The following is a 26,416-nucleotide window of genomic DNA, read 5'->3' as shown; positions in this document are numbered from 1 at the left end:
AAACTATTGCAGATTATCTATGCAATCTATGTGCATAATACACCTTATGATCCTAAGAGAGTATTTGTTGCACAACCAACAAAATAGATAGCACTTCCTCTTGATTGTATTTGTGCCATTGACAATGAATTGTTAAAGAGCTAACACAACAACAAAAATCAAACTATATCGGCTCTATTAAACTACAAGCCGATACCTTGTTAGTGTTATTGATGAAACTTATGTTTCATCATCAAAACACTTCGCAGTTTTGAAGTGTTTTAAAAATGAAACAAAAAGGTATGTTTTTTTTTAAAATTTCAGCCGTTTAAGTTGTTTCTTATAAAACGGCTTTTATTTGAAGTATCCCTATGGGATTTGAAACTCATAGTATGTTTGGTCGCCTATTGTTGCAATGAATTTGAAGTATCCCTATGGGATTTGAAACGGTGGGCGAAGCTATCTAAGAAGAAATGGGCATATAATTTGAAGTATCCCTATGGGATTTGAAACATAGTCATAGTTCCTTCAGCTTTTACATCTATAAAAATTTGAAGTATCCCTATGGGATTTGAAACCCTTCACATCTTCAACACCTGGAAGAAACTCATAATTTGAAGTATCCCTATGGGATTTGAAACAAGGTTTTGCAGACGCTCGAACAGCTCCAACCACCAATTTGAAGTATCCCTATGGGATTTGAAACATGAACTATACGCTGCTACTGGCTATGTGGGCTTTATTTGAAGTATCCCTATGGGATTTGAAACCTATGCGATGCTGGATGGGAAAACATCAACTCAGAATTTGAAGTATCCCTATGGGATTTGAAACCTCTGTTTTTACAAATAGTCATCCTGCAATCTCCAATTTGAAGTATCCCTATGGGATTTGAAACTGGATGCTGGTCTGTTTGAATATTTGAAGGCTATCGTATTTGAAGTATCCCTATGGGATTTGAAACATGGTAGCCTCTTGGAAAGCGTAATCTTCACTACTATTTGAAGTATCCCTATGGGATTTGAAACCACTTTTTAAACTCATTTAATCTCCTTCATATTGAATTTGAAGTATCCCTATGGGATTTGAAACTATCAGCTAGGTCACTGACATCCAAGCCAGTATCCATTTGAAGTATCCCTATGGGATTTGAAACTTGTCTACCATCCACTTTGGTGCTACCCATTCACCATTTGAAGTATCCCTATGGGATTTGAAACTCTAAACTAGTGGCGGTTGTCCCCTTGATATTCGAATTTGAAGTATCCCTATGGGATTTGAAACTCATAATATGTCTGATCATCTATCGTATCAGCAACCATTTGAAGTATCCCTATGGGATTTGAAACTGGCTACAATAACAGCTACTTTTTCCGTTTCAGCCGATTTGAAGTATCCCTATGGGATTTGAAACCGGCTGGGGTGGTTCTGTGGTTCCACGCAAATGATTTGAAGTATCCCTATGGGATTTGAAACCTAATTGCAGTGGTGGCAGTTGTACTGGTCTGATTATATTTGAAGTATCCCTATGGGATTTGAAACGCTCTATCTCGCACACTCTTTTTAATGACGAATGTAATTTGAAGTATCCCTATGGGATTTGAAACCGATGAAGAGTATTTTAAACAGCTAACGAGTGAGATTTGAAGTATCCCTATGGGATTTGAAACAAGTAATCGTCCGACATAGTTAGGCTTTTTTTTGATTTGAAGTATCCCTATGGGATTTGAAACCTTTTTCGTTTTTCTTGCCATCTTTAAATTCAAAATACATTTGAAGTATCCCTATGGGATTTGAAACAACTTACCATTGCTATCAAAAGCAGATACACCAAATATTTGAAGTATCCCTATGGGATTTGAAACATTTATTGATCCACGCGCCTATTATCCTGCCTATCTCAATTTGAAGTATCCCTATGGGATTTGAAACTGCAAAGCTAGATATTAAAAAGTTTTTCTACAGAATTTGAAGTATCCCTATGGGATTTGAAACCAAAGTCATCAACATACCTAACATAATGTTTTATCTTCATTTGAAGTATCCCTATGGGATTTGAAACTAGGTCACACTGTTTCTGTCTGTACTCATCTCAAAATTTGAAGTATCCCTATGGGATTTGAAACGCTATTACCAAATCGCTGACCGTGGGCAGATGGCGAATTTGAAGTATCCCTATGGGATTTGAAACCTATCTTTCTAAAATCTTCTCTTCTTTCGGGGAAGATTTGAAGTATCCCTATGGGATTTGAAACAAGAAGCCAGAGCAAAAGTACCTGTGGATACTGGAATTTGAAGTATCCCTATGGGATTTGAAACCTTTTAAAATATTCTCATAATAGAGTTTGTCTGCAAGATTTGAAGTATCCCTATGGGATTTGAAACTAGGTCTGTCTAAGCGTAATAACTCTTAGCATTAATTTGAAGTATCCCTATGGGATTTGAAACCAATAGCCTTCAAATATTCAAACAGACCAGCATCCGTTTGAAGTATCCCTATGGGATTTGAAACTTTTGCTAATGCTTTTAATATATTAGAGCATTTATTGTTTGAAGTATCCCTATGGGATTTGAAACTTGAAATAGGTATTCTTGGATTTCAAGGACTTACGTTTGAAGTATCCCTATGGGATTTGAAACTACGGACAGGCGATGAAAGAGAAGTTGGAGGAGCGTTTGAAGTATTCCTATGGGAGTTGAAACTGCCTGAAACATTTCTTACTGAAAATGAGCTAAATAAGCGACACTAGAGGTTTACTTTTTTAGGCTGTTTATCGGTGAGGATATTATAGAGTTAAACTGAAAATCGATCAAAACTCTTAGAAAAAAAGCATACAAAGAGATACTAAAAAGGATAATTGAGAATTGAGTTATAGTTTTATCCATAATTTCTGCTATAATTTTTATAGTTGAAACTATAAAGGAACAGTGTGTTAAATAGATTAAGGCTTTTTCAAAGTGCAATTGTTAGAAATTTAAAAACTACGCATAAAAGATATTTTTACAATGAGTTAAACAATAACGAAAAGCTTTTGGCAATTATAGGAGCAAGAGGTGTTGGTAAAACTACTGCACTTCTTCAATATTTAAAAGAATCAGAAATCTTGGCAAATGAAAAACTATATATCAGTGCCGACTGGATTGATGGGGAGAGTCTGTTTGAAATTGCTGAGGCTTTTTATAAAGAAAATGGCAAACTGTTAATAATAGACGAAATTCATAAATATCAAAATTTCGAAAAAGAGCTCAAAAACATTTATGATATTTTTGATTTAAGAGTTATTGTAAGTGGTAGCAGTGTATTATCTATAAACAATGCAAAAGCTGATTTAAGTAGAAGAGTGTTGCTAAAAGAAGTTAAAGGGATGTCTTTTAGGGAGTTTTTGAATTTTAAGTATGGTTTTGAAATAGAGAGTATTACACTAGATGAGTTGATTAAAAATCATGTAAATATAGCTTTTGAGATTATGGAAAAAATTAATAAACCTTCATTATTACCTGATTTTAAAGAGTATTTCGAAGTTGGATATTATCCTTTTTATTTTCAAAATCGTGATATTAGCTCATATCTTTTAAAACTCAAAGAGACAATAAATGTAGTATTGGAAGTTGATATACCAGCAATATCAAATATAAAATTCACTACAATAAGAAAATTTAAAAAACTTATAGAATATATCTGTTCTTCACATCCTTTTAAACCAAATATGCAAGAACTTCTAACAAAAATGGATATGGCAAAAACTTCTTATGCTGAAATTTATGAATATTTAGAATTACTGCAAAAAGCCAAAATAATCAGACTTATAAAAAGTGCCAATAAAAAAGATGCAATTCTTACTAAACCTGAAAAAATATATCTTAATAACACCAATCTTCATTTTTGTTATTGTGAAACACAAGAAATTGGCTCAATAAGAGAAGTATTTTTCGCTTCTATGCTTGAAGGGCATGAAATATATGCACCTCCAAAAGGTGATTTTACAGTAAATGAATATACTTTTGAAGTTGGTGGGAAAAACAAAACAAAAAAACAGATTAAAAATATTGAAAATGGTTTTATTGTAAAAGACGACATCGAAATAGGAGATAAAAATGTTATCCCTCTTTGGCTTTTTGGTTTTTTGTATTAAATACTTGAAAGTTTTACAGTACAAACATTAAAAACTTAATTAAGGTGTAGAAGATGACAGTATCTAAAAAAGCTCCTTTTATTTTATTGTTAACTGGAATTATTTTTTTTATATTTGGATATTGGCTTATTGATTCTCTTGAAAATGAAAATGAGTTTTTACCAGTTTTTGGAAAACTAATCGGTGTTGGTTCCATAATTTTAGTATTAATCTCCATCAAGTTTTAAAATTGATATAAAAGATTACTATCAACTTATTTGCTGTTTAAATATAGATTTTGATAAAAAACTAATAATTGATAAGCTTCAATATTTTACTAAAAAAATAATATAGATCATTGTTTTTTAAACTGTTGCATCCATTCGAGATTATCTTCTACCATATTGGCATATTTTTTTTCTAACTCTTTTTTGATCGAAATTAGTTCGTCAATAGTAAAATATTTCAAATAGTTTGGGTTTATCTCGGTATCATTACCATCAAAACTGAGCAGTTTTTCTATATCTTCAAGCAGTTGTCTCTTTTCCATATTTTCCATAAATGATATACTACCGTTTTTGAGTTAAAAAATAAAATAAGAGCAGAAAAAGGAGTGGGAATGTTAGAAGTTGGACAAAAAGCACCTGAGTTTTGTTTACCAAATCAGGATGAAGTTGAAATTTGCTTGAGAGATCTTAAAGGAAAGTGGATAGTACTCTATTTTTATCCTAAAGATTTAACACCTGGGTGTACAACAGAAGCGTGTGAATTTACAGAAGCTGAACCAGAGTTTGAAGGTTTAGATGCGGTAATTTTAGGTGTAAGTCCTGATTCACCTGAAAAACATCGTAAATTTATAGAGAAAAAAGAGCTTAAAATTACACTTCTTAGTGATGAGAGCAAAGAGGTGTTAAAAGCTTACGGAGCTTGGGGTTTGAAAAAGATGTATGGCAAAGAGTATGAAGGTGTTATTCGATCTACATTCATCATAGACCCTGAAGGCAACATTGCTGCTACGTGGTACAAGGTTAGAGTAAAAGGGCATGTTAAGGCTGTAAAAGAGAAACTAAGTGGAATGCAGATATAATTGAAATGGGAAAGAGAGAAGCATTACAAAAAAGAATTGAACAGATTGCTGATAGAGTAAGGCATTTAAGATATATTTTGATTGTTTTAATGTCAGGTATTATTGGAGTTGTGTTTGGTATCTCTCAAGAGACTGTAAAAGATAATATAATTGTTAACACTCTTTTAATTCTTGGTACAATTGGGGTTATTGTTTTAGGTTTTATGATTAGAAAAGAAGAGAGAAAGCGAGATCTCTTTATAAAGCAATTAGAAGTTGTAAAGGATTAGTATGAGTTTTGCTGTTGCATTTGCCATTATTGGAGTATTTGGTACACTGTTTTATATGCTTTATGATGAGTATAGATTTATTGAAGATATTGATAAATAGTTCTAAATATTTAAACAACTCTTAAACACTTTTTAGATAAAATCGCTTTCCCTTTGGGAAACCTCACATGTGTCAATCCTTGACAGGTTGCGCTATATTGCGTTGATGGGCACAGAGGAACAAACCTGGCCATATGGCTAAATCAAAAATAATATATTCTTCAAGGAGAACTCATGGTCACAATGAAAGACCTACTTGAGTGCGGTATGCACTTTGGACATCAGACACGTCGTTGGAACCCTAAGATGAAAAAATTCATCTTTGGTGTAAGAAAAAATATTCATATTATCGATTTGCAAAAGACTCTTCGATATTTCAGATATACATATAATATAGTTCGTGATGCAGCTGCTGAAGGTAAAACTATTATGTTCGTAGGAACAAAAAAGCAAGCTCGTAATGCAATTGTTGAGCATGCACAGCGCTGTGGAATGCCTTATGTTCAGACTCGCTGGTTAGGTGGTATGTTGACAAACTATCAAACTATCCGCAAATCTATTCGTAAGCTAGAAGTTATTGAAGAGATGGAAGAGTCTGGAAAAATGGACCTTCTTACTAAAAAAGAGGCATTGATGCTCAAGCGTAAAAAAGAGAAGCTTGAGAACTATCTTGGCGGTATCCGTAGTATGAAAAAACTTCCTGATATGCTTTTTGTTGTTGATGCAGTTAAAGAGCGTATTGCTATTAAAGAAGCACGCCGCCTAGGTATTCCTGTTGTTGCTCCACTAGATACTAACTGCGATCCTGATGTAATTGATTACCCAATTCCTGGTAACGACGATGCTATCAGATCTATCCAACTTTTCTGCCGTGAAATGGCTGACGCTGTTATTGAAGGTCGCGAACTTGCAGCTCAAGATGGTGAAGAGGCTGTAGAAGAGGTAACTGAAGAAGAGATGGCGGCTGTAACTGAAGAAGCAGTTGCAGAGGGTGAAGCTGAAGAAGCAACAGAGAAAAAAGGAGAGTAACCTATGGCAGTAACTGCAGCAATGGTAAAAGAACTCCGCCAAATGACAAATGCGGGGATGATGGATTGTAAGAAAGCTCTTACTGAAACAAATGGTGATATGGATGCTGCTGTTGAGTGGCTTCGTAAAAAAGGTCTTTCAAGTGCAGCTAAAAAAGCTGGACGAATTGCAAGTGAAGGTGCTATTAGCATTGAAATCAGTGAAGATTCTCGCAAAGGTACTATTGCAGAGATCAACTCTGAAACAGACTTTGTTGCTCAAAACGATAACTTTAAAGCACTTGTAAAAAAAGCTACTCGCCACATTCACTGTTCAACTGCTACAACAGTTGAAGATCTTCTTGAGACAGAGATTGATGGAACTAGATTTGAAGAGTTCCTTAAAGGTGAGATTGCAAAAATTGGTGAAAACATCGTTACTCGCCGCTTTGTAACTGTTAATGCAGGTGAAAATGGTGTGGTAGAGGGTTATATTCACGGAAATGGAAAAGTTGGGGTTTTAGTTGCTGCAAAATGTGACAGTGACAAAACTTGTGAAGCTGTTCGCCCTACACTTAAAAATATTGCAATGCACATTGCTGCAATGAACCCTGCATATCTTGATGAAGAAGCTGTTCCTGCTGAAGTGATCGAAAAAGAGAAAGAGATCGCTATTGAACAACTTAAAAAAGAGGGTAAGCCTGAGAATATCTGGGATAAAATCCTTCCTGGTAAGATCAAGCGTTTCTTAAAAGATAACACTCTTGTAAACCAGCCATTTGTTATGGATGACAAGAAAACAGTTGGTGAAGTTCTAAATGCAGCTGCAAAAGAGGCTGGTGGAACTGCTAAAATTGTTGAATTCATCCGCTTTGAGCTTGGTGAAGGTATTGAAAAGAAAGAGGAAGATTTCGCAGCAGAAGTTGCGGCACAAATGGGCAAATAATTCCCTATGTCTCTTTCATCTCTATCTGAGTCGCCATCTTCAGGCGGCTTGGAACTACTTAAGGCAAAAAATCTATCTCATTCATTTGATTATCTACTTTTTGAAAATATCGATCTTACTATCAAAGAGAATGAAAAAGTTGCTGTTATCGGTGTAAGCGGTAGTGGAAAATCTACACTTTTACATATTTTAGCAACACTTCTAAAACCGCAAAAGGGTTCAGTAGAGCTTTTTGGAAAAGATTTGTACAGTTTGAGTTCAAAAGAGCAGCTAGCAATTAGACGCTTCAAAATAGGTATAATTTTTCAGTTTCACTATCTTTTTAAAGGAATGAGTGGGGCGGAAAATATTGAGATAGCGACTCTTTTGAGCGAAAATAAGCCTGATACTGAGATTTTACATCGTTTAGGCATTGAAAATGTAATTAACCAAAGGGTTACAGAACTTTCAGGCGGTCAACAGCAAAGAGTTTCAATAGCCCGTGTTCTTTCAAAAAAACCGAGAATCATCTTTGCAGATGAGCCTACCGGAAATTTGGATGATGAGACTGCACACATAGTTATGGATGCAGTTTTTGAACATATTAAAAAAGTTTCAGGCGCTCTATTTCTTGTAACTCATGATGAGCGAATAGCAAAAAGTTGTGATAGGGTATATCGATTGGAAAATAGAAGATTGGAGCAGATACAGTGAGCTGGTACAGCTTACTTCATCCTGATCATATTTATACTTTTCTTCTTCTTTTTGTAAGACTCTCCACGTTATTTGTATTTTTACCATTTTACAATCATATGTCAGTCCCGACACAGATTAAAGCGGCATTTGCATTCTATTTGGCTATTGTTTTATATCCGGTAGTACCTGTTACACCAGAGCCTCCTACTGCTTCAGCATTTTTTGCTGCAATACTTTCTGAAGTAATTATGGGACTTTTGGCTGGTTTGGCTATGAATATTGTTTTTGGCATCATATCATATGCAGGTGAACAGATATCATTTGTAATGGGTTTTTCTATGGCAAGTGTCATTGACCCACAAACACAGGTGCAATCTCCTTTGGTAGGTCAGTTTTTGCTATTGATGGCTACAGTTGTAATGCTTAGTTTTAACGGTCATTATATGATGCTGATGTGGATGGTTGATGCAATTAGAACAGCCCCTTTAGGTGATATTGTTATGAACCATTCAATGTTTGATTACCTTATGAATGCAATGAGTGGATTGTTTATGTTTGGTTTTTCTATAGCTTTTCCAATAATTGCTCTTTCATTGCTTTCAGATGTTATTTTTGGAATGTTGATGAAAACAATGCCGCAATTTAACTTGCTTGTAGTAGGTTTTCCTATCAAAATATTTTTGTCTATGAGTGTCTGGATCGCTATATTTGGATCTATTATGATACTGTTTAAAACACATTTTTTAAATGCTATAGATGTATTAATGCGTTGGATAAGCTGAGTTAAAGCAAAAATAAATGAATAGGGTTATACAATATATTAAAATTCCCACCTAAAAAGGGCTGACTATGCGAATGCTACTGGTAAACGACAATCCTGTTGTTGCAAAACTCACAGGTTTAAGTGCGCAAAAAGCTGGTGTTGAAGTCGAAGAAATCTTTGATATTGAAGAGATTGAGGGTAGTACAAGTGCCGATATTGTATTCATAGACAATGCAAAATTGAATGAATTAACGGTAGATGAGTTTAAAAATTTAGTCAAAGCAAAAAAATATGGATTGATTTATGCTGATGAAAATCAAAAAAATCCTGAATTTGATTTTTATTTGAAAAAACCTTTTCTTCCAACAGAGATGGTTGATCTTCTTAGCAAAATTAAAGATGAATTGACAGTTGATGATATGACTTCTAGTGATGATGATATTTCACTTCCATCATCAGATGATGACCTATTATCAAGTTCATTTGATGATTCATTAGGTGATTTAGATAGTAATGATGATCTTGATGAAGATAGTTTTGCAAACTTTGATTCATTAATGGACCAAATGGATGATGAAAAAGAGAGCAGCAGCAATTCATCTGATGATATGGATGATGATTTAGACTTCGACTCTTTGTTGGATGATATGGACGATGACTTGGATGTGGAAATTTCAATAAAAGAGCCTTCCTCTAATGTTTTAGAAGAGAGTACAAAAGATAAAGAAGAAGAAAAAGAAGATAGTTCTGAAGATTTTGATGCATTGATGGGTAGTTTAGATGAAGATAGTAATGAGAATGAAGATAATATTGCAATAGCAGATGACAGTAGTGAAGATGAAAATTCAGTTGACTTTGATGCATTAATGGATAGTTTAGATGAAGACAATAGTGAGAATAAAGAGGAAATTGCAGTAGCTGAAGATAGTAATGAAGAGGAAAACTCAGTTGATTTTGATGCTCTAATGGGAGATATGGATGAAGAGAGTGATAATAACGATGAAGAGATAAAAAAAGAAGAAAGTTTTGATGATTTTGATACGTTGATGAATGAAGATAACGAAGAAAAAGAAGAAGATTTCTTAATTACTCAAGAAGAGACTGATAATGAGGAAACTATTGATTTTGATTCATTAGAAAGTAAAACAGAAAATGATGAGAATATAGAAGAGTTTGATATTTTATCAGAAGATGAAGGGGAAGATACTACTGTCAATTTTGATGAAAGCCTTGAAGATAATACAGAGTTTGATTTTACAAAAGATACAGATGACGATAACGATTTAGAGAGTAATGAAACTGAAATGTTGACATTCTCAGATGATGAAACTGAAGATGAACAACCTTTAGTTGAAGGGGCTGAAGACGAGGGTGGAATTCTTGATGAAAATCAACTTACAAAAGTAAAAGAGTTATTGGATGATGATGGAAATGCTGCATCATCTGAAGATGATGAGTTTGCACTTATTGAAGATGAAGACTTAACCAGCGATATAAATGAAGTAGAAAATAGTGAAAAACAAGATGAACCAAATGAGCCGATGGAAATATTATCGGAAGAGTCATCTAATGATATAGATATCTCATTTGATGATGAAATGGATGAGCCAGAAGAGAATGATATAAGTTTTGAAGATGAGCCAGAAGAGAAGATTGAAATGGAGGATAGTGAAGAAATGGCTATTAATGATGAATCAAAAGTAGAGTCAGAAGATATTGATGATGAGTTTGATCTAATTAGCGAAGAAGAGCTTGGAAAAGCTTTAGGAGAAGAGATTGCAGCAGATGAAAGCACTGCTGTTAAGACAAGTTTACAAGATAAAGTAGAGCCTGTTAAAGCAGCAGTAGAGCCAGAACAGTTACCAGCTAATGAGGCAGATAAAAGTGTTGAAGGTGCAGAGCTGATCTCTAAACTTTCAGGGATGGATCCTATTGCATTAAGAAAGCTGCTTGCAGGTGCTCAAATAAATATAAATATTACATTCCCGAAAGATTGATGATGCCAAGCAGTTTTGGAAGTGTACTAATTATTTCTGGTCCAAGCGGAGCTGGAAAAAGTTCACTGATTAAAGCAGCAAAAGATAGAATAGGAGATTTCTATTTTTCAATATCTACAACTACTCGTCCTCCAAGAGAAGGCGAAAAAGATGGAGTAGATTACTTTTTTGTAGATAGAGAAACATTTGAAGCCGATATTAAAGCTGGTGAGTTTTTGGAGTATGCACAAGTACATGGAAACTATTATGGTACTTCACTTAAACCTGTAAGAGAGGCTTTAGAAGAAGGAAAATTAGTAATTTTTGATATTGATGTTCAAGGTCATGCAATTGCAAGAGAGAGAATGGGTGATTTAATTACATCAGTATTTGTTACAACGCCATCTCTTCAAGAGTTGGAAAGAAGACTGCATGGCAGAGGAACAGATGATGAGAGTATTATCAAAAAAAGAATTGATAATGCTTTAGTTGAAATTGAGTATATAACAGCATATGACTTTTTAATTGTCAATGATAATTTTGAAGATGCTGTTGACTCTTTTATTGCAGTAGCTAAAGCGGCTCGGCTTAAAAAAGGTCGTAAACAAGCACTCCATTTTATTAATGAGTGGAGAAATGGGAAATAATAATTAAAAAATTATAAGCCCTGCAACAGCGAATGGTAGATATAATAAAACCAAAATTTTAAAAGGAGATAGATATGGGAATGCCATCTATGCCAGAACTTCTGATAATTCTTGCAATTGTCGTATTACTTTTTGGAGCTAAAAAGATTCCTGAGCTTGCAAAAGGAATGGGAAGTGGAATTCGCAATTTCAAAAAAGCGATGAAAGAGGATGAAGAGGAAGAGGTTGCAGCAAATAAAGCTGAAAAACAGGTAGAGCAAAAATCTGATGCAGCTAAAAGCGATAAGCCTGAAGAAAAAAAAGAGGCATAAGGAAAACAATTGAGGCGAAGGGTTTATGAGGTTCTTCAAAAACATATAGATCATCCAATTGTTCTTGAAAAGCCCAAAGATAAAAGTTTTGGTCACTATGCGACACCTATAGCCTTTTCATTAGCTAAAGTTCTTCGACGCAATCCTATGCAGATTGCTGAAGAGCTTGCTGAAAAGCTTCGTCAAGAAGAGATGTTTGAAAAGGTTGATGCTCTTAAAGGGTATGTAAACATAAAGCTTAGTCAAAATTTTTTGAATGAGTATGCAGTTTGGGCATTAAAGAATGAAAATGATTTCGGTAAGGGTGATAATAATACATCTATACTCTTAGAGTTTGTAAGTGCAAACCCAACTGGTCCTTTACACATAGGACATGCAAGAGGTGCAGTTTGGGGTGATGTATTGGCTCGCATAGGAAGCCACGTAGGTTACAAGATAGAACGGGAATATTATGTTAACGATGCAGGTAATCAGATCTATTTGTTAGGTCTTTCAGTTTACCTTGCAGGGCGTGAAACAGTTCTTGGTCTTGATGTTGAGTGGCCTGATGAGTATTATCGTGGTGAATATATTGTTGATCTTGCCCGTAAAGCTGTTGAAGTGCTTGGAGCTGAAAAGTTTAAAGATGAAAGCAGTATAGCAGAAATTTCTGAGTGGGCAAAAGATCAAATGCTTGATCTCATTAACCAAAATCTTGCAGAAGTTGGAATTACTTTTGACCACTATGTCAGTGAGAAATCACTCTATGATAAGTGGGATGAGATTTTTGAAAAATTGTCTGAAGCTGGAGCTGTTTACGAAAAAGATGGTAAATGGTGGCTGAAGTCAACCGAGCATGGTGATGAGAAAGATCGCGTAGTCGTACGAGAAGATGGACGACCTACTTATCTTGCTGGTGATATTATTTACCACTATTTGAAGTTTGAGCGGGGGTATGATCACTACATCAACATTTGGGGAGCTGATCACCACGGTTATATTGCCCGTGTAAAAGCAGCAATTGCATTTTTTGGTCATGATCCTAAAAGGCTAGAGATTATTCTCTCTCAAATGGTATCTTTGCTTAAAGGTGGTGAACCGTATAAAATGTCTAAGAGGGCAGGTAACTTCATCTTGATGCAAGATATTGTTAAAGAGATAGGGAATGATGCATTGCGTTTTACCTTTTTAACTAAAAAGAGTGATACGCACCTTGAGTTTGATGTAGAGGATTTGAAAAAAGAGGATAACTCTAACCCTATATATTACATCAATTATGCACATGCTCGTGTTTTTTCACTCTTTGAAAAAGCAGGCAAAAATCAAGAAGATGTTTTTGATGCATCAATTGAAGGTTTGAGTGAGAGTGCATATGACCTTCTCTTTACAGCTCTTTTGTTGCCTGAAGTTCTTGAAGATGCATTTGAGAGTCGTCAGTTACAAAAAGTTACAGATTATTTAAAGTATCTTGCAGGGATGTATCATAAATTCTATTATGATAACAAAGTAGTGGGAACTCCAAACGAAGATGCACTGTTGAAGCTTTCAGCTATGGTAGCTCTCTCTTTGCGTGTTGGTTTGAAGATGCTGGGAATAGAAGCTCTGAAAAAGATGTAAAAATGCTATGTACCATTGTGGTTCATAGCAAAGTTGGAACAGTTATTGCTTAATTCCGAGCAAGAGCCTCGGAATTAGCTTGCAGACTGTTCCGGTCTTTCGAGGCTCAAATTTGCTAAAAACTCTTCAAGATTATATTTTGTTCTGTACTCCGGTACCATCAAATGAATCATTATATCACCAAGATCAATTACAGTCCACTCATCACCTTCATCTACTGCTAAGAAAGTTTCACCTGCAGGTTTTAACTCCTCTTTTAGCATATCAAGCAATGCAAGAGTATGTTTGTCTCCGAGTGTTGTTGCGATGATTACACTATCGGTTAAATACTCTCTATCTCTTAAATCAAATACTTGTATATCTTCAGCCTTTTTCATATCTAGCAGATTAACTATCCTGTCTGTTCTTGTTTCTAGTGTAGTACTCAATCATTCTCCTTAATTTTTGTAAAATTTTACTACTTCATCCCGAATCTCTTCAGGTATTTTGTTTGGGTCTATCTCTTCTCTTAGTATAGAAGAACTTATGGGTATATCAATATCCAGCTTTATGAATTTGTCTGGAATTTTTACATCATCTCTTGTTACAACTACCCATTTTACTTTTTTATCCAGTTCATCGAACTTATGCCATTTATGCAATGACTTTAGGTTATCTGCACCTATAATAAAGAAAATTGTATCATAAACTGAAGAAAAATGGTTTACAGTATCAATAGTGTAAGATTTTTTAGACTTTTTAAGTTCAAAATCACTTATCTCTATTCGATTGTCAAAGTAAGTTATCTTTTCAAGCCACTTTAATCTAAGTTCAGGTGGTGCAAAGTGCCCTTTTTTAAATGGGCTTATAAATGCAGGTATCACTATAAGTTTTTCTATAGGAAGAGTATATAGCGCTTTTTTAATAATTTCAAGATGTCCAATATGAGGAGGATCAAAACTTCCACCATAAATTGCTACACTTCTATTTTTATCTTCCATTGTATATTTTCCAACTTCCATTTAAACCTAATTGTACACATAATTTGATAAAATCATATTGATTTTTTGATACAAGGATTTATATTGGCTTTAAAGATTGCAATCAATGGATATGGACGCATCGGGCGGAGTGTTGCACGAATCGTCTCAAAGCGTGATGATGTTGAGCTGGTTGCGATCAATGATCTTGCCGATGCTAAAACGCTTGAGTATCTTACAAATTTTGACAGTGTACACGGGCCTTTAGATACAATGGCATCTCTGGAGGGCAACAGACTTAACTTTGCCGGACAGTCTATAGAGATTTTTCAGAAGTCTGATCCTTCAGAGTTGCGTTTTGCCGATGTAGGAGCTGATGTAGTTTTAGAGTGCAGTGGCAGATTTTTAAGAAGTGATCAATTGCGATGCCATTTGCATAATGGAGTTAAGAGAGTTATCATTTCAGCACCTGCACAAGATGATACTCCAACCTATGTATTTGGTGTAAATGCTGATCAGTACAAAGGTGAGCAAATAATTTCCAATGCAAGCTGTACGACTAACTGCTTAGGTCCTATAGCAAAAGTTTTGGATGAAGTATATGGCATTAAAAGCGGCTTAATGACAACAATTCACGCATATACAGGCGGTCAAAGCCTAATGGATGCTCCCATTTCAAAAGATCTTCGCCGATGCCGTGCTGCTGGAGTCAATTTGATTCCTACAACAACGCATGCTGCCGAAGCAATATATAAAGTTTTGCCAACTCTAAAAGGTAAACTTCACGGTCAAAGCGTACGAGTACCTACCCCTGATGTCTCTTTAATGGACTTAAACTTGGTTCTTGAAAAAGAGACATCAGTTGATGAGGTTAATCTGCTTTTGATAGAGAAGGCAAAAGGTGAATTAAACGGTATTATGGGTATTGATAATAATTATGGTGTAAGTCAAGATTTTTGTGGTGATACACGAAGCTCAATAGTTGCAACAGATTTAACGCAAGTTATCGGTGGCAATATGGTCAAAATTATGGCTTGGTATGACAATGAGTGGGGATATGCCAATCGTCTTGTCGAGATGGCACTCTATATATCAAAATAAAGGGATCAAATGAAACTTTTAACAGTAAAAGATATGGATTTAGCAGGTAAGAAGGTTTTTATTCGTTGTGATTTTAATGTACCGTTAGATGAATTTGGAAATATTACAGATGATCGTCGCATACGTGCTGCCTTACAGACTATACGATACTGTCTTGATCATGAATGCGCCATCATTTTGGCAAGTCATATGGGGCGGCCTAAAGGTGAGTTTAATGAAAAGTATACTCTTGAACCTGTAGCAAAACGTCTGCATATGCTTTTGCATCAAGATATCATTTTGGCTAAAGATGTTGTTGGACCAGATGCAGTAGCAAAGGCTGAAGCTCTTCAAAGTGGAGAGATTTTACTGCTTGAAAATGTTCGTTTTGAGCCTGGTGAGACAAAAAATGATCCTGAACTTGCTAAAAAATTTGCATCTATGGCAGAGTTTTACATTAATGATGCTTTTGGTGTAAGCCATCGCGCTCATGCATCTGTTGAAGCAATCACCCACTATTTTGACATCCATCACAAAGGTGCAGGTTTTCTACTTCAAAAAGAGATTAAGTATTTTCATAAGTTACTTAGAAAACCGACTAGACCATTTATGGCAATTGTTGGCGGAAGTAAAGTTTCAGGTAAGCTTGAAGCACTCATAAACCTTCTTCCTAAAGTAGATAAAATGGTCATTGGCGGTGCAATGGCATTTACATTTTGGAAAGCGCGAGGTTATGAAGTAGGCAAATCTCTTGTTGAGGATGATTTGCTTGATGATGCACGTCATATTATGGAAGAAGCAAAGAGGTTAGGTGTTAAATTCTATCTTCCTGTTGACTTTGTAGTTGCTCCTGAGTTTAAAGAGGATGCACCAGTAAAATATGTTACATTTCAAGAGATGCCTAAAGATTGGATGGGGCTTGACATAGGATTGGCATCTACACGTCTGTTCCGTGAAGCATTGGCAGATTGTCAAACTATTTTATGGAATGGTCCAATGGGTGTTTACGAGATGGATAAATTTGCACGAGGAAGCTTCAAGCTTGCCAATTATGTAGCAGAATCATACGCTACAAAAATAATAGGCGGAGGAGATACTGCTGATTTGGTTCAGCGTGTAGGCGTTGATGATGAGATGACATTTATCTCCACTGGAGGCGGTGCAAGTCTGGAACTTCTTGAAGGCAAAAACTTACCTGGTATAGCAGCACTGCAAATTGACGGAGAAGATGATGAGTAAAATACTCGCAGCCAATTTCAAAACAAACCATACAAGAGCATCAACGCAGGAGTATGTGGAAAAGCTTGATACCTCTATGGGTGAGCTTGGTTATTTGGATGATCTATACCTTTTCCCACCTGCTACTGCTTTAAATAATTTTAATGTTAAAAACAGCATACATATAGGTGCACAAAATGCTTACCCAACTATAAAAGGCTCTTTTACAGGTGAGATAGGGGTAGAGCAGTTGGAAGAGTTTAATGTAAAGACTCTTTTAATAGGTCATAGTGAGAGAAGACACATTTTAGGAGAAACTCAAGAGTTTATAGCAAAAAAATATATATGGTTTATAGAAAAAGGGTTTAAGATTTTCTACTGTATCGGTGAACCATTGGAAGTTAGAGAAGCAGGAGACAAAGCAGTACGTCAATATCTTGTAGAGCAGTTAGAAGGAATAGATACATCTTATGAAAATCTGATCTTGGCATATGAACCTGTTTGGGCAATCGGTACAGGTAAAACTGCAACTGCTGAACTAATAGAACGTACTCATTCAATGATAAAAGAAATGGTTGATAAACCTTTGCTTTATGGAGGGAGTGTAAAACCTCAAAACTTAGCAGAGATACTTGCAGTTCCAGGTTGTGACGGAGCATTGATAGGAACAGCCAGCTGGGACGCTGAAAGTATGATTTCAATGCTTGAAATAGCTAAAAATATAGATTAGGCTTTTTATTGATGAGACTTAAGTCTCAACCCCCTTATCTGGGGATAGGACTTTAGTCCTATAAATTAAAATAAAAAATAAAGGATCTTTGATGTTAATGAAAGGTAAACGCGGCTTAGTAGTAGGTGTTGCAAATAATAAATCAATTGCATATGGTATTGCCAAAGCATGTCACGAGCAAGGTGCAGAACTTGCTTTTACATATTTAAATGATTCACTTAAAAAACGTGTTGAGCCAATTGCTGCAGATTTTGGCAGTGATATGGTTTATCCTCTTGATGTAAGCAAACCAGAAGAGTTTGAAGCACTTGCCAATGCACTTAAAGAGAAGTGGGGAACTTTCGATTTCATTGTACACGCAGTTGCTTTTGCTCCAAAAGAGGCTTTAAGCAATCCTTTTGTTGAAACAACCAAAGAAGCATTTGAGATAGCAATGAATATATCTGTTTACAGTCTCATTGAATTAAGTCGTACAATGCTTCCTATGCTAAATGAAGGTGCTTCTATTTTGACATTAAGTTACCTAGGGGCAGAAAAGCAGATTCCTAACTATAATGTTATGGGTGTAGCAAAAGCTGCTTTAGAGAGCTCTGTAAGATACTTAGCAGCAGATCTTGGACCTCGAAAAGGAATACGTGTAAATGCCATAAGTGCAGGTCCTATTAAAACATTGGCTGCTAGCGGTATTGGTGATTTTCGTTTTATTCTTAAATGGAATGAGACAAATGCACCTTTAAGACATAATGTAACAATAGAAGAGGTTGGAAACAGTGCAATGTATCTTTTAAGTCCATTATCAAGTGGCGTTACAGGAGAAATTCATTACGTAGATGCTGGGTATAACATTATGGGAATGGCAGCAGTTGATGAAGAAGATGGCAAAGCAGTACTAAACTGGGACAAGCAGAAATAAGTGTTACTTAATGTAAACGTAGATTGTTATAAGTTTAGTTTACTCGTTATAATAGTTATTTAAGTTTTTTATATGGTATAATGACGTTTGCAAGCTAAACAATTTAAAATACCTAAGGAGTAGGAATGAAATTTGCAAAACTGAGCCTTGCGGCAATTATGGCTATGAGTGTATCTGCATTCGCAGATGTTCAAAATATTAAAGTTAGTGGAGATGCTAAACTTTATTATAGTACTGATGATACAGGTAGTAATGATATATTCAATCAAGATGGGTCAATGGGACAAGCTGCATTTGATTTAAGTGCTTCTGCTGATCTTGCAAATGGTGTTGCAGGAAAAATTGGTGTTACTGCTCTTAGCACACTAGGATTAGAAAAAAATCTTGTATCAGCTACTTGGGCTTCTAATGATGATGCTAATTTACTTAAAACTCAATGGTGGGTAAATGAAGCTTGGATTGCTAAAACTCTAGGAAAAACTACTATTAAAGTTGGTCGTCAAGAGCTTGATACCCCACTTGCATTTACAGAAAAATGGAATATTGCAGCAAATACTTTTGATGCAGCTGTTGTTTTAAACCAAGATATTCCTAAAACTACTTTGGTAGCTGCTTGGGTTGGACGTGGTAATGGTGCTTCAAATGGTGGCGTAACTACAGGTGCTGCAGATGGTGATGATAGTTTTAACACTTATGGAAGTGCAGTTTTAGGTGGTGTCACGCAACAAGCAACGGATTTAGGAGTAACTTTAGCAGGTACTACTGCGACAGCAGGTGGTGCATATGCTATTGGTGCTGTAACTACGGCAATTCCAATGACTACAGCACAAGGTTGGTATTATAATGTTGTTAATATTGCAACTGCATATTGGTTACAAGCTGATGTTGCACCAATAAAAGGTTTAACTGTTGGTGTGCAGTATGCCAATATCAATCCAGATAGTAAAGTAAAAATTAATAATAATGAAGTAAGTGATTCAAGTGCTTGGGCAGCAAAAGTAGGTTATACAATGGGTGCCTTAAGTGTATCTGCTGCTTATTCTTCTACCGATAAAGATGGTGTTGTATATATTGCAAATACTGCAACTGGAACATATAAAGCACAATCTAAACTTTATACAGAAGCTTGGTGGACATATGGTTATGTAGGTGCACCAGATACTGATGCGGTTGCTTTAGCTGCAGAATATAGCCTAAAAGATGTTGCAGATTTAGGAGCATATTTCACTTCTACTTCTAATGACTCAACAAATGTTGATATGAATGAGTTTACTCTTACTGCATCTAAAAAACTTGGTGCACTTGATACAACTTTAGCATACATTTATACTGATGCTGATAATTTAAATAATGCTGACAGTTTTAACACTGTACAAGTTTACCTAACTTACAACTTCTAATTTTTTCTTTCTCCTCGTTCCCACGCTTTGCGTGGGAATACTTCTTTAAAAAACTTCTTTTGTTTTCCTCTTTTTTAAGCTTATACTTTGAAAAAGTTGATACTATATATTTATCAAACTTTTAAATTAACAATAAAAGGATAAGTAATGCTAAAGAAAATGACACTTTTTCTCATGTTATCTGCTATGTCATTTGCATCTCAGTTTGTAACACTTGAAAATGGTAAAACAGTTCTTTTGAAAGATGATGGAACTTATGAACAAGTTACACTAATTAAGAAAAATGGCAAGATGATTGCTCTTAAAAAAGATGGAACTTGGGAAGCTGTTCCTGAAAATGTAGTTGTTGCTGAAACTGTTGTAAATGAAAAAAGCAAAGCAGTTTACAAAGCAAAAACTTCAAAGCTTGCTAAAATGCTCATTGGTACTTGGGAGAGTCCTGACGGCTCTTTGGTTTACAAGTTTGAAAAAGGTGGCAAACTTAGCATAAAAAACAAAAACAAGTGGGTTGAGACAACATATAAAGTAGATGACGTCAATGAAAAGATGCGTAATGTTGTTGTAAATATAGGTGAAGAGGGTAATCTAGGCTTCATCTCATTTGGCGGAGAACACTGGATTTTACATATAGATGAAGATGGAAAAACTTTACATAATGAAAGTTTGAAACTAAGAACTCTCAAGGATGTTGTACTGGTTCGTAAGTAATGAAGTTGATCTTTAGAAAATTGATCTATATATGCGGGATGTTACTTCTCATCTCGCTTATCTCCTTTCTAGCTATTCACGCAGCTCCTAACAGTTTTTTTGCTGCTGGAGAGCTTAACCCAAACATTACAAAAGAGTCCATTGAACATCTTAAGGCAATTTATGGATTAGACAAGCCTCTTTTTGAACAGTATCTGCATTGGGTATGGGCCTTGCTTCATTTAGATTTTGGTCTTTCTTTTGCAAGCGGGAAGGCAGTGGTAGATGAAATAGTTTCTAGGCTTCCTATTACTTTGACAATCAATCTGGTATCTATGTTTTTTGTATTTTTCATCTCTCTTTGGCTTGGAATAAAAGCAGCATTAAAACAGCAAAGTTTAGAAGATAAAGCAATAAAGCAGTTATCGTTAGTAAGTTTTGCTATGCCATCATTCTATCTTGCTCTGCTTTTAATACTCTTTTTGAGTTTAAAGCTTGGCTGGTTTCCCATAAGCGGTTTACAGAGCATTGAACCAAAAGAGGGCATAGCTAAATTGATAGATCAGGCTTGGCATTTAAGCTTACCTATTTTTGTAATGGTATTTGGTGGTATAGGCGGTTTGACTATGTATGTACGTTCACTTACATTAGAGATTTTAAAAAGTGACTACATATTTTTTGCCAAGGCTAGAGGTATAGATGATAAAACCGTAAGAAAAAAATTCATTATGCCAAATCTGATGCCGTCAATCATAACAATTTTAGGACTATCTTTGCCTGGACTGATTGGTGGGAGTGTTATAATTGAGTCAATATTTTCTATAAATGGAATGGGGCTATTGTTTTATCAGTCAGCACTTAGCAGGGACTATCCGGTAATTATGGGAATCTTGATTATTACAGCGTTTTTAACACTTCTTGGCAATGTTTTGGCAGATTTAATACTTGCTAAGTTAAACCCTTATTTTAAAGATAAGAGTTTATAATTGAGCTTTTTTGCATTAATGCGGGACTAAAGTCCCGACCCCGTATTGGGGATTGGACTTTCTTACAGAGAGTGCAATGCAGTTACTCTCCAAAGAGAGCTTTTAGAGCATCTGGATTTATCTGTTTTTCTTCATCTGTTTTGGCTTCATCACTGCTTGATGCAGTTGCAGCTATTTCATTAAGTTCTATCTGGTATCCGGTTAGCATTGATGCTAGTCTAATGTTTATTCCGCTTTTTCCAATTGCTTTAGACTTTTGATCACTAGGCAGTGTAACTATGGCTTTTTTATCTTCTATCTTCACACTGCTTATGATAGCTGGGCTTAGGCTTCTTGCTACAAATATTTCAGGAATAGGTGAGTATTCAATACAGTCGATATTTTCACCGTTTAACTCTTTACTGACTGCATTTATTCTTACACCTTTTACACCAACTGTAGCACCAACAGGATCTACTCTTGGACTTGTAGCAGTCAATGCTACTTTAGCACGCTCTCCAGGAATTCTTGCCGATTTTTCTATGACAACCAAACCGTCTGCTATTTCTGGAACTTCTTGTTTTAGCAGTTCTTCTAAAAACTTTGGCATTGTACGTGAAACTTCTAAGTGAATGCCAAACTTTTTATCTATGCCAACATATCTCAAAATACCTTTTATTGTATCGCCAACATGAAAATATTCACCTTTGATACGGTTTCGTTTTGGCAATACAGCTCGAACTTCATCAATCTCTATGTAAGTATTTTGCTCATTATCGACTCGTGTTACTGGTCCACTTACAACGGTGCCTATCATAGCTTTGTATTTATTGAACATCTGCTCTTCTACAAAGCGTTGAATGTGGTACTCTATTTCATGAAAAAGTGCAGATGCCGCACTTCTTCCGTAATCTTCCAAGCTGACTTCACTTGTTAGTTCATCACCAAGTTCAACATCAGAATCTAACTCTTTTGCTTCGGTTAGAGAGATATATTTTTCCGGCTCTTCCTCCAAACGTTTGTCATCAGAATTTACAACTGTGATCTTTTGATAGAGAGTATACTGCTTACTCTTTTCATCTATCTCTACCTCAAAATCGCAATTTTCACATATTACACGTTTGGCAGTTTGAATCACCGCAGTTTTAAATGCTTCTTTGACTGATTCTGGTTTAAGTCCCTTTTCATGGGCAATAGAGTCGATAATATCTATAATTTTTTCCATATCTTTAACAATTCCTTCTATAATTTTCGGTGATTTTTAATGTTGCAGTAGAGTTATGCAGACTGACTAGAGGCTTAATTATACTGAAAGCAATCTTTAACATTTATAAAAGCTTTACTTTTGTTTTGATACAATTAAGAAATCAATAATATGCACATAAAAATGAGGAAGAGTCTATGGAATTAAAAGCTGTACGAACAGAACTAAATGCAAAACCTAAAACAATTAGTCTTGAAAAGATTGAAAAAGAGATTGAAAAAGAGGGGCAAAAAATATTCTATTTTGATCGTGAAAATTCACACAAAGATCTAATGGAGATGGTAGAGTACTTTGAAAGCAAAGGTTTAAGTGTCTACTTCAAAGAGGTTCGCTACGGTCTTGATGAGAATGATTATCTTTATGAGGCTCATATCCTGTCATAAGCAGGGTATCTAATATGGCAAAAAAATTTTACATTGAAACACTCGGCTGTGCGATGAATGTTCGTGACAGTGAACATATGATTGCAGAGCTAAGTTACAAAGAGGGTTATGAACAGACTGAAACGCTTGAAGAAGCAGATCTTATCTTGATCAATACCTGTAGCGTAAGAGAAAAACCTGTACATAAGCTTTTTAGTGAGATAGGAGTTTTCAACAAGCGAAAAAAAGATGGTGCAAAAATAGGCGTATGCGGTTGTACTGCAAGTCATCTTGGTGAAGAGATCATTAAAAAAGCACCATTTGTAGACTTTGTACTTGGTGCAAGAAATGTCAGCAAAATAACAGAGGTGTTGCATAAACCTAAAGCTGTTGAAGTCGATATTGATTATGATGAGAGTCAGTATGCATTTGGTGATTTTAGAAGCTCACCATACAAAGCATACGTGAATATCTCTATAGGATGCGATAAACAGTGTACTTTCTGCATTGTTCCTCATACTCGTGGTGAAGAGGTTTCAATTCCATCTGATTTGATTGTAAAAGAGGTTGAAAAAGCTGCCAAAACTGGAGCTAAAGAGATATTCCTTTTAGGGCAAAATGTAAACAATTACGGTCGCCGTTTCAGTGGTGAACATCCAAAGATGAATTTTACTAATTTGCTTCGATTGGTCAGTGAAGTTGATGGTGTTGAGCGTATACGCTTTACATCACCGCATCCTCTTCATATGGATGATGAGTTTTTAGAAGAGTTTGCAAATAATCCAAAGATTTGTAAATCTATGCATATGCCTTTACAGAGTGGTTCGACAAAAATTTTAAAGGCTATGAAACGGGGTTATACAAAAGAGTGGTTTCTTGACAGAGCACTAAAACTTCGCCAAATGGTTCCTGACGTTTCGATCAGCACCGACATCATTGTAGCCTTTCCAGGAGAGAGTGAAGAGGATTTTGAAGATACAATGGATGTTATTGAAAAGGTTAGGTTTGAGCAAATCTTTAGCTTTAAATACTCTCCAAGACCTTTGACTCCTGCAAAAGATTATGAAGATCAGATACCTGATGAAATAGGCTCACAACGTTTAACACGACTTCAGTCACGCCATAATGAGATTCTTGATGAGATGAAAAGTGAAAGAGTTGGTAAAGTCGTAGATGTATATTTTGAAGAGTTAAGACCAGGTGGAAAAGTAGCAGGACGAAGTGATAATAATGTTATGGTTCAAGTTGATGGAAGTGAAGAACTTTTAGGCAAAATAGTTACTGTTAAAATTACTGATGCTGGTCGTCTGTCTAACTTTGGAGTTGTGATTGCGTAAAAAATTTGCTAGAGCCCTTGGGCTCTGGATACTTCCTCCTCTTATATGGTCCTTTATGTGGTTTTTATTTATTACATCTAAAAAGAGATGGAACTTTAATGGAAAGTTTCCTGACTCTCCTGTAGTAATCCTCTTTTGGCATGGTGAACTTCTTCTCGCTCCATTTATATATGCAAAATTGGATACGTCAAGAAAATTAAATGTAATGATAAGTGATCATTTTGATGGTGAGATTATAGCTAGAGTAACTAAACTTATGGGTATAAAGACTATAAGGGGTTCATCTCGCAAAGGTGCTGTAAAAGCTCTTATTTCTGCTATAAAATCGGTTAAAGAGTTTGGAGAGCATGTTGCTATTACTCCGGACGGTCCAAAAGGACCAAGACACTCTGTTTCTGATGGTGCTGTTGTTATTGCACAAAAAGCAAAAATTCCTATAGTAATTGTAAATTGTCATCCTGAAAAGTATTGGCAAGCTTCAAGCTGGGATAAGTTCACAGTACCAAAGCCTTTTGGAACAATCGATTTTTATATATCTGAACCTATTTATATAAATGATATGACAAAAGATGAAGCAAAATTATATCTTAAAGAGAGGATGCTTAAATATGCAGTCTAAACTACTTTTTTTGGCACTCTCTATTCTTCTTTTGCTATTAATGGTTCTTTTTGCCTTAACAAATCCATCTTACGAAAAAGCATTTAAAGCAAAGTGGTACTACATGTCAGGAGAGTATGAACAAGCATTAATTTTGGCAAAAGAGGCATATAAGCTTGATCCTTATAACCGTGTTGCATTAACAGTTATGAGACAGACTGAAATAGCGCGCGAATTTGTCGATTATATAAAAGAGGGTAAGGCTTATTTGGAACAGATTGAATCAATTGCCAATAATCCACCTATTCAGCAGTCTGATAAAATAAGAATTAAGATGATGTGTGAAGTTATGATAGACAAATATTCATCTTTGCCTTCTTCTAAGTTAACAGAGTCAGAGTTAATAGAAAAAGCTAAAGAGGTATATGAAAAATTTAAGAGACTGTATGAATCATTATATGGAAAAAGCCAAATTAAGCAAAAATAGTTTAAGATAAACATAACTTAAAACAAGGGCAAGGTGTGGGAAAACTACAGCGCTATTGGTGGCCAAAAACTTTACTTCTTTTTTATTTAAACGAAGAGACTATAGAAGCAGCTTTCGGATATATTGAAAAAGATGGTGTATCTATTGAGGTACGACAAACGTTTGAAGGCAAAAAGCGCGAACATAAGCTTGTAGAGTGGTATAAAGAGATTTTGCAAACTTACCCTAAAACTTACCTTGCCACAATGTTAGATACAGCAAATCAAGGAGCTATTTCAGGCTGTTCTAAACAAGATCTTGAAAAATTTGATATAAAAAGTTCACTTGTACATACCATTTGTATAGAAGATAGTTGGTTGGCTTATGTCTCTTTAGTTGAAATGAAATGGTTTGAAAATAAGTATAAATCTCTTACTTTGGACTTTCTATTTTCTCCATTTGTAATGCTATATGATAAAGTAAAACCAAATTTGACAAATACACCTATATTGACTGTTTTGCACCAAAAAGGAGTTTTATACGTAGCTGTATTTTCAAAAGAGGGTTTATGGTTTTCTCAAGTTATGACAGTTTCAGAGGCATCATTAGATGATGATATGTTAGAGAGTGAAGAAGATGACGACATAGGTTTGGCATTTGATCTAGATAGTATGGAAACAGATATAGAGCCAATAAGTGAAGTTGATACATTAGATGATTTTAAAGAAGATATAACGTCTGAAAATCTTGACACAGATGAAGAGGCTGAACTGGAACTTTTAGAGTATGATCTTGATTTCTTTGACAGATTAAAATCTTCTATTGAAAACTTTTATCATAATGACCTCTATAAACATGATTTTTTAGAAGCAATTGCTATATATGACATTGATGCTCAAATAGGTAAAGATATTGTGCGTTATATTGAAGATGAACTCTTTATGAGTTGTTCTTTACAAACTTTTGACCCTATTGAGTCTATGAGTAAATTGGTAATTAAAGATTTTGAGAGCAAGAAATGATTCTAGAA

General features: G+C 35.2%; 28 protein-coding genes and 1 CRISPR repeat array. Of the genes, 24 read left to right on the top strand and 4 right to left on the bottom strand.

Features of this window, described 5'->3' with window-relative positions; translation table 11 throughout:
* Positions 1–335: 335 nt before the first annotated feature.
* Positions 336–2,682: a CRISPR direct-repeat array (repeat unit 29 nt; unit sequence ATTTGAAGTATCCCTATGGGATTTGAAAC).
* 227 nt (positions 2,683–2,909) lie between these two features.
* Both BM227_RS06220 and BM227_RS12735 read left to right on the top strand, forming a co-directional pair.
* On the top strand, positions 2,910–4,112 hold the full coding sequence (locus BM227_RS06220; protein ID WP_092912210.1) for an ATP-binding protein: 1,203 nt from the start codon (positions 2,910–2,912) through the stop codon (positions 4,110–4,112).
* A 53-nt stretch (positions 4,113–4,165) separates the two neighbouring features.
* A complete protein-coding gene (locus BM227_RS12735) occupies positions 4,166–4,339 on the top strand; it encodes a hypothetical protein (protein WP_177202004.1) in 174 nt (57 codons plus the stop codon).
* 107 nt (positions 4,340–4,446) lie between these two features.
* Here the strand turns inward: BM227_RS12735 and BM227_RS06215 are convergent, their stop codons facing one another.
* A complete protein-coding gene (locus tag BM227_RS06215) occupies positions 4,447–4,641 on the bottom strand; it encodes a hypothetical protein (RefSeq protein ID WP_092912208.1) in 195 nt (64 codons plus the stop codon).
* A gap of 69 nt (positions 4,642–4,710) precedes the next feature.
* Here BM227_RS06215 and bcp point away from each other — a divergent pair, with 69 nt between their 5' ends.
* The 10 genes from bcp (at position 4,711) to argS (ending at position 13,407) form a co-directional block, all read left to right on the top strand.
* Positions 4,711–5,178 (top strand): thioredoxin-dependent thiol peroxidase, encoded by a 468-nt coding sequence (bcp, locus tag BM227_RS06210; RefSeq protein WP_092912206.1) that lies wholly within the window; start codon positions 4,711–4,713, stop codon positions 5,176–5,178.
* Between the two features lie 5 nt (positions 5,179–5,183).
* Positions 5,184–5,447, top strand: a complete 264-nt coding sequence (locus BM227_RS06205) for a hypothetical protein (protein ID WP_092912205.1) — start codon at positions 5,184–5,186, stop codon at positions 5,445–5,447.
* 273 nt (positions 5,448–5,720) lie between these two features.
* On the top strand, positions 5,721–6,515 hold the full coding sequence (gene rpsB, locus BM227_RS06200) for a 30S ribosomal protein S2 (RefSeq protein ID WP_092912203.1): 795 nt from the start codon (positions 5,721–5,723) through the stop codon (positions 6,513–6,515).
* A gap of 3 nt (positions 6,516–6,518) precedes the next feature.
* Positions 6,519–7,439 (top strand): translation elongation factor Ts, encoded by a 921-nt coding sequence (tsf, locus tag BM227_RS06195; RefSeq protein ID WP_092912202.1) that lies wholly within the window; start codon positions 6,519–6,521, stop codon positions 7,437–7,439.
* Between the two features lie 6 nt (positions 7,440–7,445).
* Complete coding sequence (locus BM227_RS06190) at positions 7,446–8,132, top strand: ABC transporter ATP-binding protein (protein WP_245757028.1); 687 nt, start codon at positions 7,446–7,448, stop codon at positions 8,130–8,132.
* Positions 8,129–8,896 carry a flagellar biosynthetic protein FliR gene (fliR, locus tag BM227_RS06185; RefSeq protein WP_092912199.1) on the top strand — a complete coding sequence of 256 codons (768 nt, stop codon included), beginning with the start codon at positions 8,129–8,131 and terminating at the stop codon, positions 8,894–8,896. Before BM227_RS06190 ends, fliR begins: the two co-directional genes overlap by 4 nt.
* Positions 8,897–8,963: 67 nt before the next feature.
* Positions 8,964–10,874, top strand: coding sequence for a putative sodium/potassium/calcium exchanger (locus BM227_RS06180; protein ID WP_092912197.1), 1,911 nt, complete (start codon positions 8,964–8,966; stop codon positions 10,872–10,874).
* A 2-nt stretch (positions 10,875–10,876) separates the two neighbouring features.
* Positions 10,877–11,500, top strand: coding sequence for a guanylate kinase (gene gmk, locus BM227_RS06175; protein WP_092912195.1), 624 nt, complete (start codon positions 10,877–10,879; stop codon positions 11,498–11,500).
* 74 nt (positions 11,501–11,574) lie between these two features.
* A complete protein-coding gene (locus tag BM227_RS06170) occupies positions 11,575–11,811 on the top strand; it encodes a twin-arginine translocase TatA/TatE family subunit (protein WP_092912193.1) in 237 nt (78 codons plus the stop codon).
* Positions 11,812–11,820: 9 nt separating this feature from the next.
* A complete protein-coding gene (gene argS / locus BM227_RS06165) occupies positions 11,821–13,407 on the top strand; it encodes an arginine--tRNA ligase (RefSeq protein ID WP_092912192.1) in 1,587 nt (528 codons plus the stop codon).
* Between the two features lie 74 nt (positions 13,408–13,481).
* Here the strand turns inward: argS and rsfS are convergent, their stop codons facing one another.
* Both rsfS and nadD read right to left on the bottom strand, forming a co-directional pair.
* Positions 13,482–13,835, bottom strand: coding sequence for a ribosome silencing factor (gene rsfS / locus BM227_RS06160; RefSeq protein ID WP_281244305.1), 354 nt, complete (start codon positions 13,833–13,835; stop codon positions 13,482–13,484).
* Positions 13,836–13,844: 9 nt separating this feature from the next.
* On the bottom strand, positions 13,845–14,408 hold the full coding sequence (gene nadD, locus BM227_RS06155; protein WP_092912190.1) for a nicotinate (nicotinamide) nucleotide adenylyltransferase: 564 nt from the start codon (positions 14,406–14,408) through the stop codon (positions 13,845–13,847).
* Positions 14,409–14,471: 63 nt separating this feature from the next.
* Between nadD and gap the strand changes: the two genes are divergently transcribed.
* The 7 genes from gap to BM227_RS06120 all read left to right on the top strand — a co-directional run bounded on the left by gap (position 14,472) and on the right by BM227_RS06120 (position 21,380).
* Positions 14,472–15,467, top strand: coding sequence for a type I glyceraldehyde-3-phosphate dehydrogenase (gene gap, locus BM227_RS06150; RefSeq protein ID WP_092912188.1), 996 nt, complete (start codon positions 14,472–14,474; stop codon positions 15,465–15,467).
* Positions 15,468–15,476: 9 nt separating this feature from the next.
* Positions 15,477–16,685, top strand: coding sequence for a phosphoglycerate kinase (locus tag BM227_RS06145; protein ID WP_092912186.1), 1,209 nt, complete (start codon positions 15,477–15,479; stop codon positions 16,683–16,685).
* A complete protein-coding gene (locus tag BM227_RS06140; protein WP_092912183.1) occupies positions 16,678–17,394 on the top strand; it encodes a triose-phosphate isomerase in 717 nt (238 codons plus the stop codon). Before BM227_RS06145 ends, BM227_RS06140 begins: the two co-directional genes overlap by 8 nt.
* 91 nt (positions 17,395–17,485) lie before the next feature.
* Complete coding sequence (fabI, locus tag BM227_RS06135) at positions 17,486–18,307, top strand: enoyl-ACP reductase FabI (RefSeq protein ID WP_092912181.1); 822 nt, start codon at positions 17,486–17,488, stop codon at positions 18,305–18,307.
* Between the two features lie 125 nt (positions 18,308–18,432).
* Complete coding sequence (locus tag BM227_RS06130; protein WP_092912179.1) at positions 18,433–19,707, top strand: porin; 1,275 nt, start codon at positions 18,433–18,435, stop codon at positions 19,705–19,707.
* 147 nt (positions 19,708–19,854) lie between these two features.
* Positions 19,855–20,415 carry a DUF3157 family protein gene (locus BM227_RS06125; protein WP_092912177.1) on the top strand — a complete coding sequence of 187 codons (561 nt, stop codon included), beginning with the start codon at positions 19,855–19,857 and terminating at the stop codon, positions 20,413–20,415.
* Complete coding sequence (locus BM227_RS06120; RefSeq protein WP_092912175.1) at positions 20,415–21,380, top strand: ABC transporter permease; 966 nt, start codon at positions 20,415–20,417, stop codon at positions 21,378–21,380. The genes BM227_RS06125 and BM227_RS06120 overlap by 1 nt, the downstream gene beginning before the upstream one ends.
* 82 nt (positions 21,381–21,462) lie before the next feature.
* Here the strand turns inward: BM227_RS06120 and nusA are convergent, their stop codons facing one another.
* Complete coding sequence (nusA, locus tag BM227_RS06115) at positions 21,463–22,584, bottom strand: transcription termination factor NusA (protein ID WP_092912173.1); 1,122 nt, start codon at positions 22,582–22,584, stop codon at positions 21,463–21,465.
* 176 nt (positions 22,585–22,760) lie between these two features.
* Here nusA and BM227_RS06110 point away from each other — a divergent pair, with 176 nt between their 5' ends.
* The 5 genes from BM227_RS06110 to BM227_RS06090 are packed head-to-tail and all read left to right on the top strand — an operon-like array spanning position 22,761 to position 26,408.
* Entirely contained in the window at positions 22,761–23,006 is a 246-nt protein-coding gene (locus BM227_RS06110; protein WP_092912171.1) for an HP0268 family nuclease, read from the top strand.
* Between the two features lie 14 nt (positions 23,007–23,020).
* Entirely contained in the window at positions 23,021–24,322 is a 1,302-nt protein-coding gene (miaB, locus tag BM227_RS06105) for a tRNA (N6-isopentenyl adenosine(37)-C2)-methylthiotransferase MiaB (RefSeq protein WP_092912169.1), read from the top strand.
* 55 nt (positions 24,323–24,377) lie between these two features.
* Positions 24,378–24,941 (top strand): lysophospholipid acyltransferase family protein, encoded by a 564-nt coding sequence (locus BM227_RS06100; RefSeq protein WP_143089702.1) that lies wholly within the window; start codon positions 24,378–24,380, stop codon positions 24,939–24,941.
* Positions 24,931–25,407 (top strand): hypothetical protein, encoded by a 477-nt coding sequence (locus BM227_RS06095; protein WP_092912166.1) that lies wholly within the window; start codon positions 24,931–24,933, stop codon positions 25,405–25,407. The genes BM227_RS06100 and BM227_RS06095 overlap by 11 nt, the downstream gene beginning before the upstream one ends.
* Before the next feature lie 35 nt (positions 25,408–25,442).
* Positions 25,443–26,408, top strand: coding sequence for a hypothetical protein (locus tag BM227_RS06090; protein WP_092912164.1), 966 nt, complete (start codon positions 25,443–25,445; stop codon positions 26,406–26,408).
* Positions 26,409–26,416: the final 8 nt, after the last annotated feature.

The sequence above is a fragment of the Hydrogenimonas thermophila genome (assembly GCF_900115615.1).
Taxonomy (GTDB): Bacteria; Campylobacterota; Campylobacteria; order Campylobacterales; family Hydrogenimonadaceae; genus Hydrogenimonas; species Hydrogenimonas thermophila.
The sequence above is the reverse complement of the archived record's forward strand: the minus strand, read 5'-3'. Positions and strand labels throughout refer to the sequence as shown.

What these genes read in the sequence shown, in the direction of transcription:
- fabI (WP_092912181.1), top strand. Translation starts at nt 17,486, where the DNA reads ATGTTAATGAAAGGTAAACGCGGCTTAGTAGTAGGTGTTGCAAATAAT.
- nusA (WP_092912173.1), bottom strand. Translation starts at nt 22,584, where the DNA reads ATGGAAAAAATTATAGATATTATCGACTCTATTGCCCATGAAAAGGGA.
- nadD (WP_092912190.1), bottom strand. Translation starts at nt 14,408, where the DNA reads ATGGAAGTTGGAAAATATACAATGGAAGATAAAAATAGAAGTGTAGCA.
- gmk (WP_092912195.1), top strand. Translation starts at nt 10,877, where the DNA reads ATGCCAAGCAGTTTTGGAAGTGTACTAATTATTTCTGGTCCAAGCGGA.
- miaB (WP_092912169.1), top strand. Translation starts at nt 23,021, where the DNA reads ATGGCAAAAAAATTTTACATTGAAACACTCGGCTGTGCGATGAATGTT.
- BM227_RS06215 (WP_092912208.1), bottom strand. Translation starts at nt 4,641, where the DNA reads ATGGAAAAGAGACAACTGCTTGAAGATATAGAAAAACTGCTCAGTTTT.
- rpsB (WP_092912203.1), top strand. Translation starts at nt 5,721, where the DNA reads ATGGTCACAATGAAAGACCTACTTGAGTGCGGTATGCACTTTGGACAT.
- tsf (WP_092912202.1), top strand. Translation starts at nt 6,519, where the DNA reads ATGGCAGTAACTGCAGCAATGGTAAAAGAACTCCGCCAAATGACAAAT.
- BM227_RS06140 (WP_092912183.1), top strand. Translation starts at nt 16,678, where the DNA reads ATGAGTAAAATACTCGCAGCCAATTTCAAAACAAACCATACAAGAGCA.
- BM227_RS06110 (WP_092912171.1), top strand. Translation starts at nt 22,761, where the DNA reads ATGGAATTAAAAGCTGTACGAACAGAACTAAATGCAAAACCTAAAACA.
- BM227_RS06120 (WP_092912175.1), top strand. Translation starts at nt 20,415, where the DNA reads ATGAAGTTGATCTTTAGAAAATTGATCTATATATGCGGGATGTTACTT.
- bcp (WP_092912206.1), top strand. Translation starts at nt 4,711, where the DNA reads ATGTTAGAAGTTGGACAAAAAGCACCTGAGTTTTGTTTACCAAATCAG.
- BM227_RS06125 (WP_092912177.1), top strand. Translation starts at nt 19,855, where the DNA reads ATGCTAAAGAAAATGACACTTTTTCTCATGTTATCTGCTATGTCATTT.
- BM227_RS06190 (WP_245757028.1), top strand. Translation starts at nt 7,446, where the DNA reads ATGTCTCTTTCATCTCTATCTGAGTCGCCATCTTCAGGCGGCTTGGAA.
- BM227_RS06100 (WP_143089702.1), top strand. Translation starts at nt 24,378, where the DNA reads ATGTGGTTTTTATTTATTACATCTAAAAAGAGATGGAACTTTAATGGA.
- BM227_RS06130 (WP_092912179.1), top strand. Translation starts at nt 18,433, where the DNA reads ATGAAATTTGCAAAACTGAGCCTTGCGGCAATTATGGCTATGAGTGTA.
- BM227_RS12735 (WP_177202004.1), top strand. Translation starts at nt 4,166, where the DNA reads ATGACAGTATCTAAAAAAGCTCCTTTTATTTTATTGTTAACTGGAATT.
- BM227_RS06180 (WP_092912197.1), top strand. Translation starts at nt 8,964, where the DNA reads ATGCGAATGCTACTGGTAAACGACAATCCTGTTGTTGCAAAACTCACA.
- BM227_RS06145 (WP_092912186.1), top strand. Translation starts at nt 15,477, where the DNA reads ATGAAACTTTTAACAGTAAAAGATATGGATTTAGCAGGTAAGAAGGTT.
- BM227_RS06205 (WP_092912205.1), top strand. Translation starts at nt 5,184, where the DNA reads ATGGGAAAGAGAGAAGCATTACAAAAAAGAATTGAACAGATTGCTGAT.
- BM227_RS06095 (WP_092912166.1), top strand. Translation starts at nt 24,931, where the DNA reads ATGCAGTCTAAACTACTTTTTTTGGCACTCTCTATTCTTCTTTTGCTA.
- BM227_RS06170 (WP_092912193.1), top strand. Translation starts at nt 11,575, where the DNA reads ATGGGAATGCCATCTATGCCAGAACTTCTGATAATTCTTGCAATTGTC.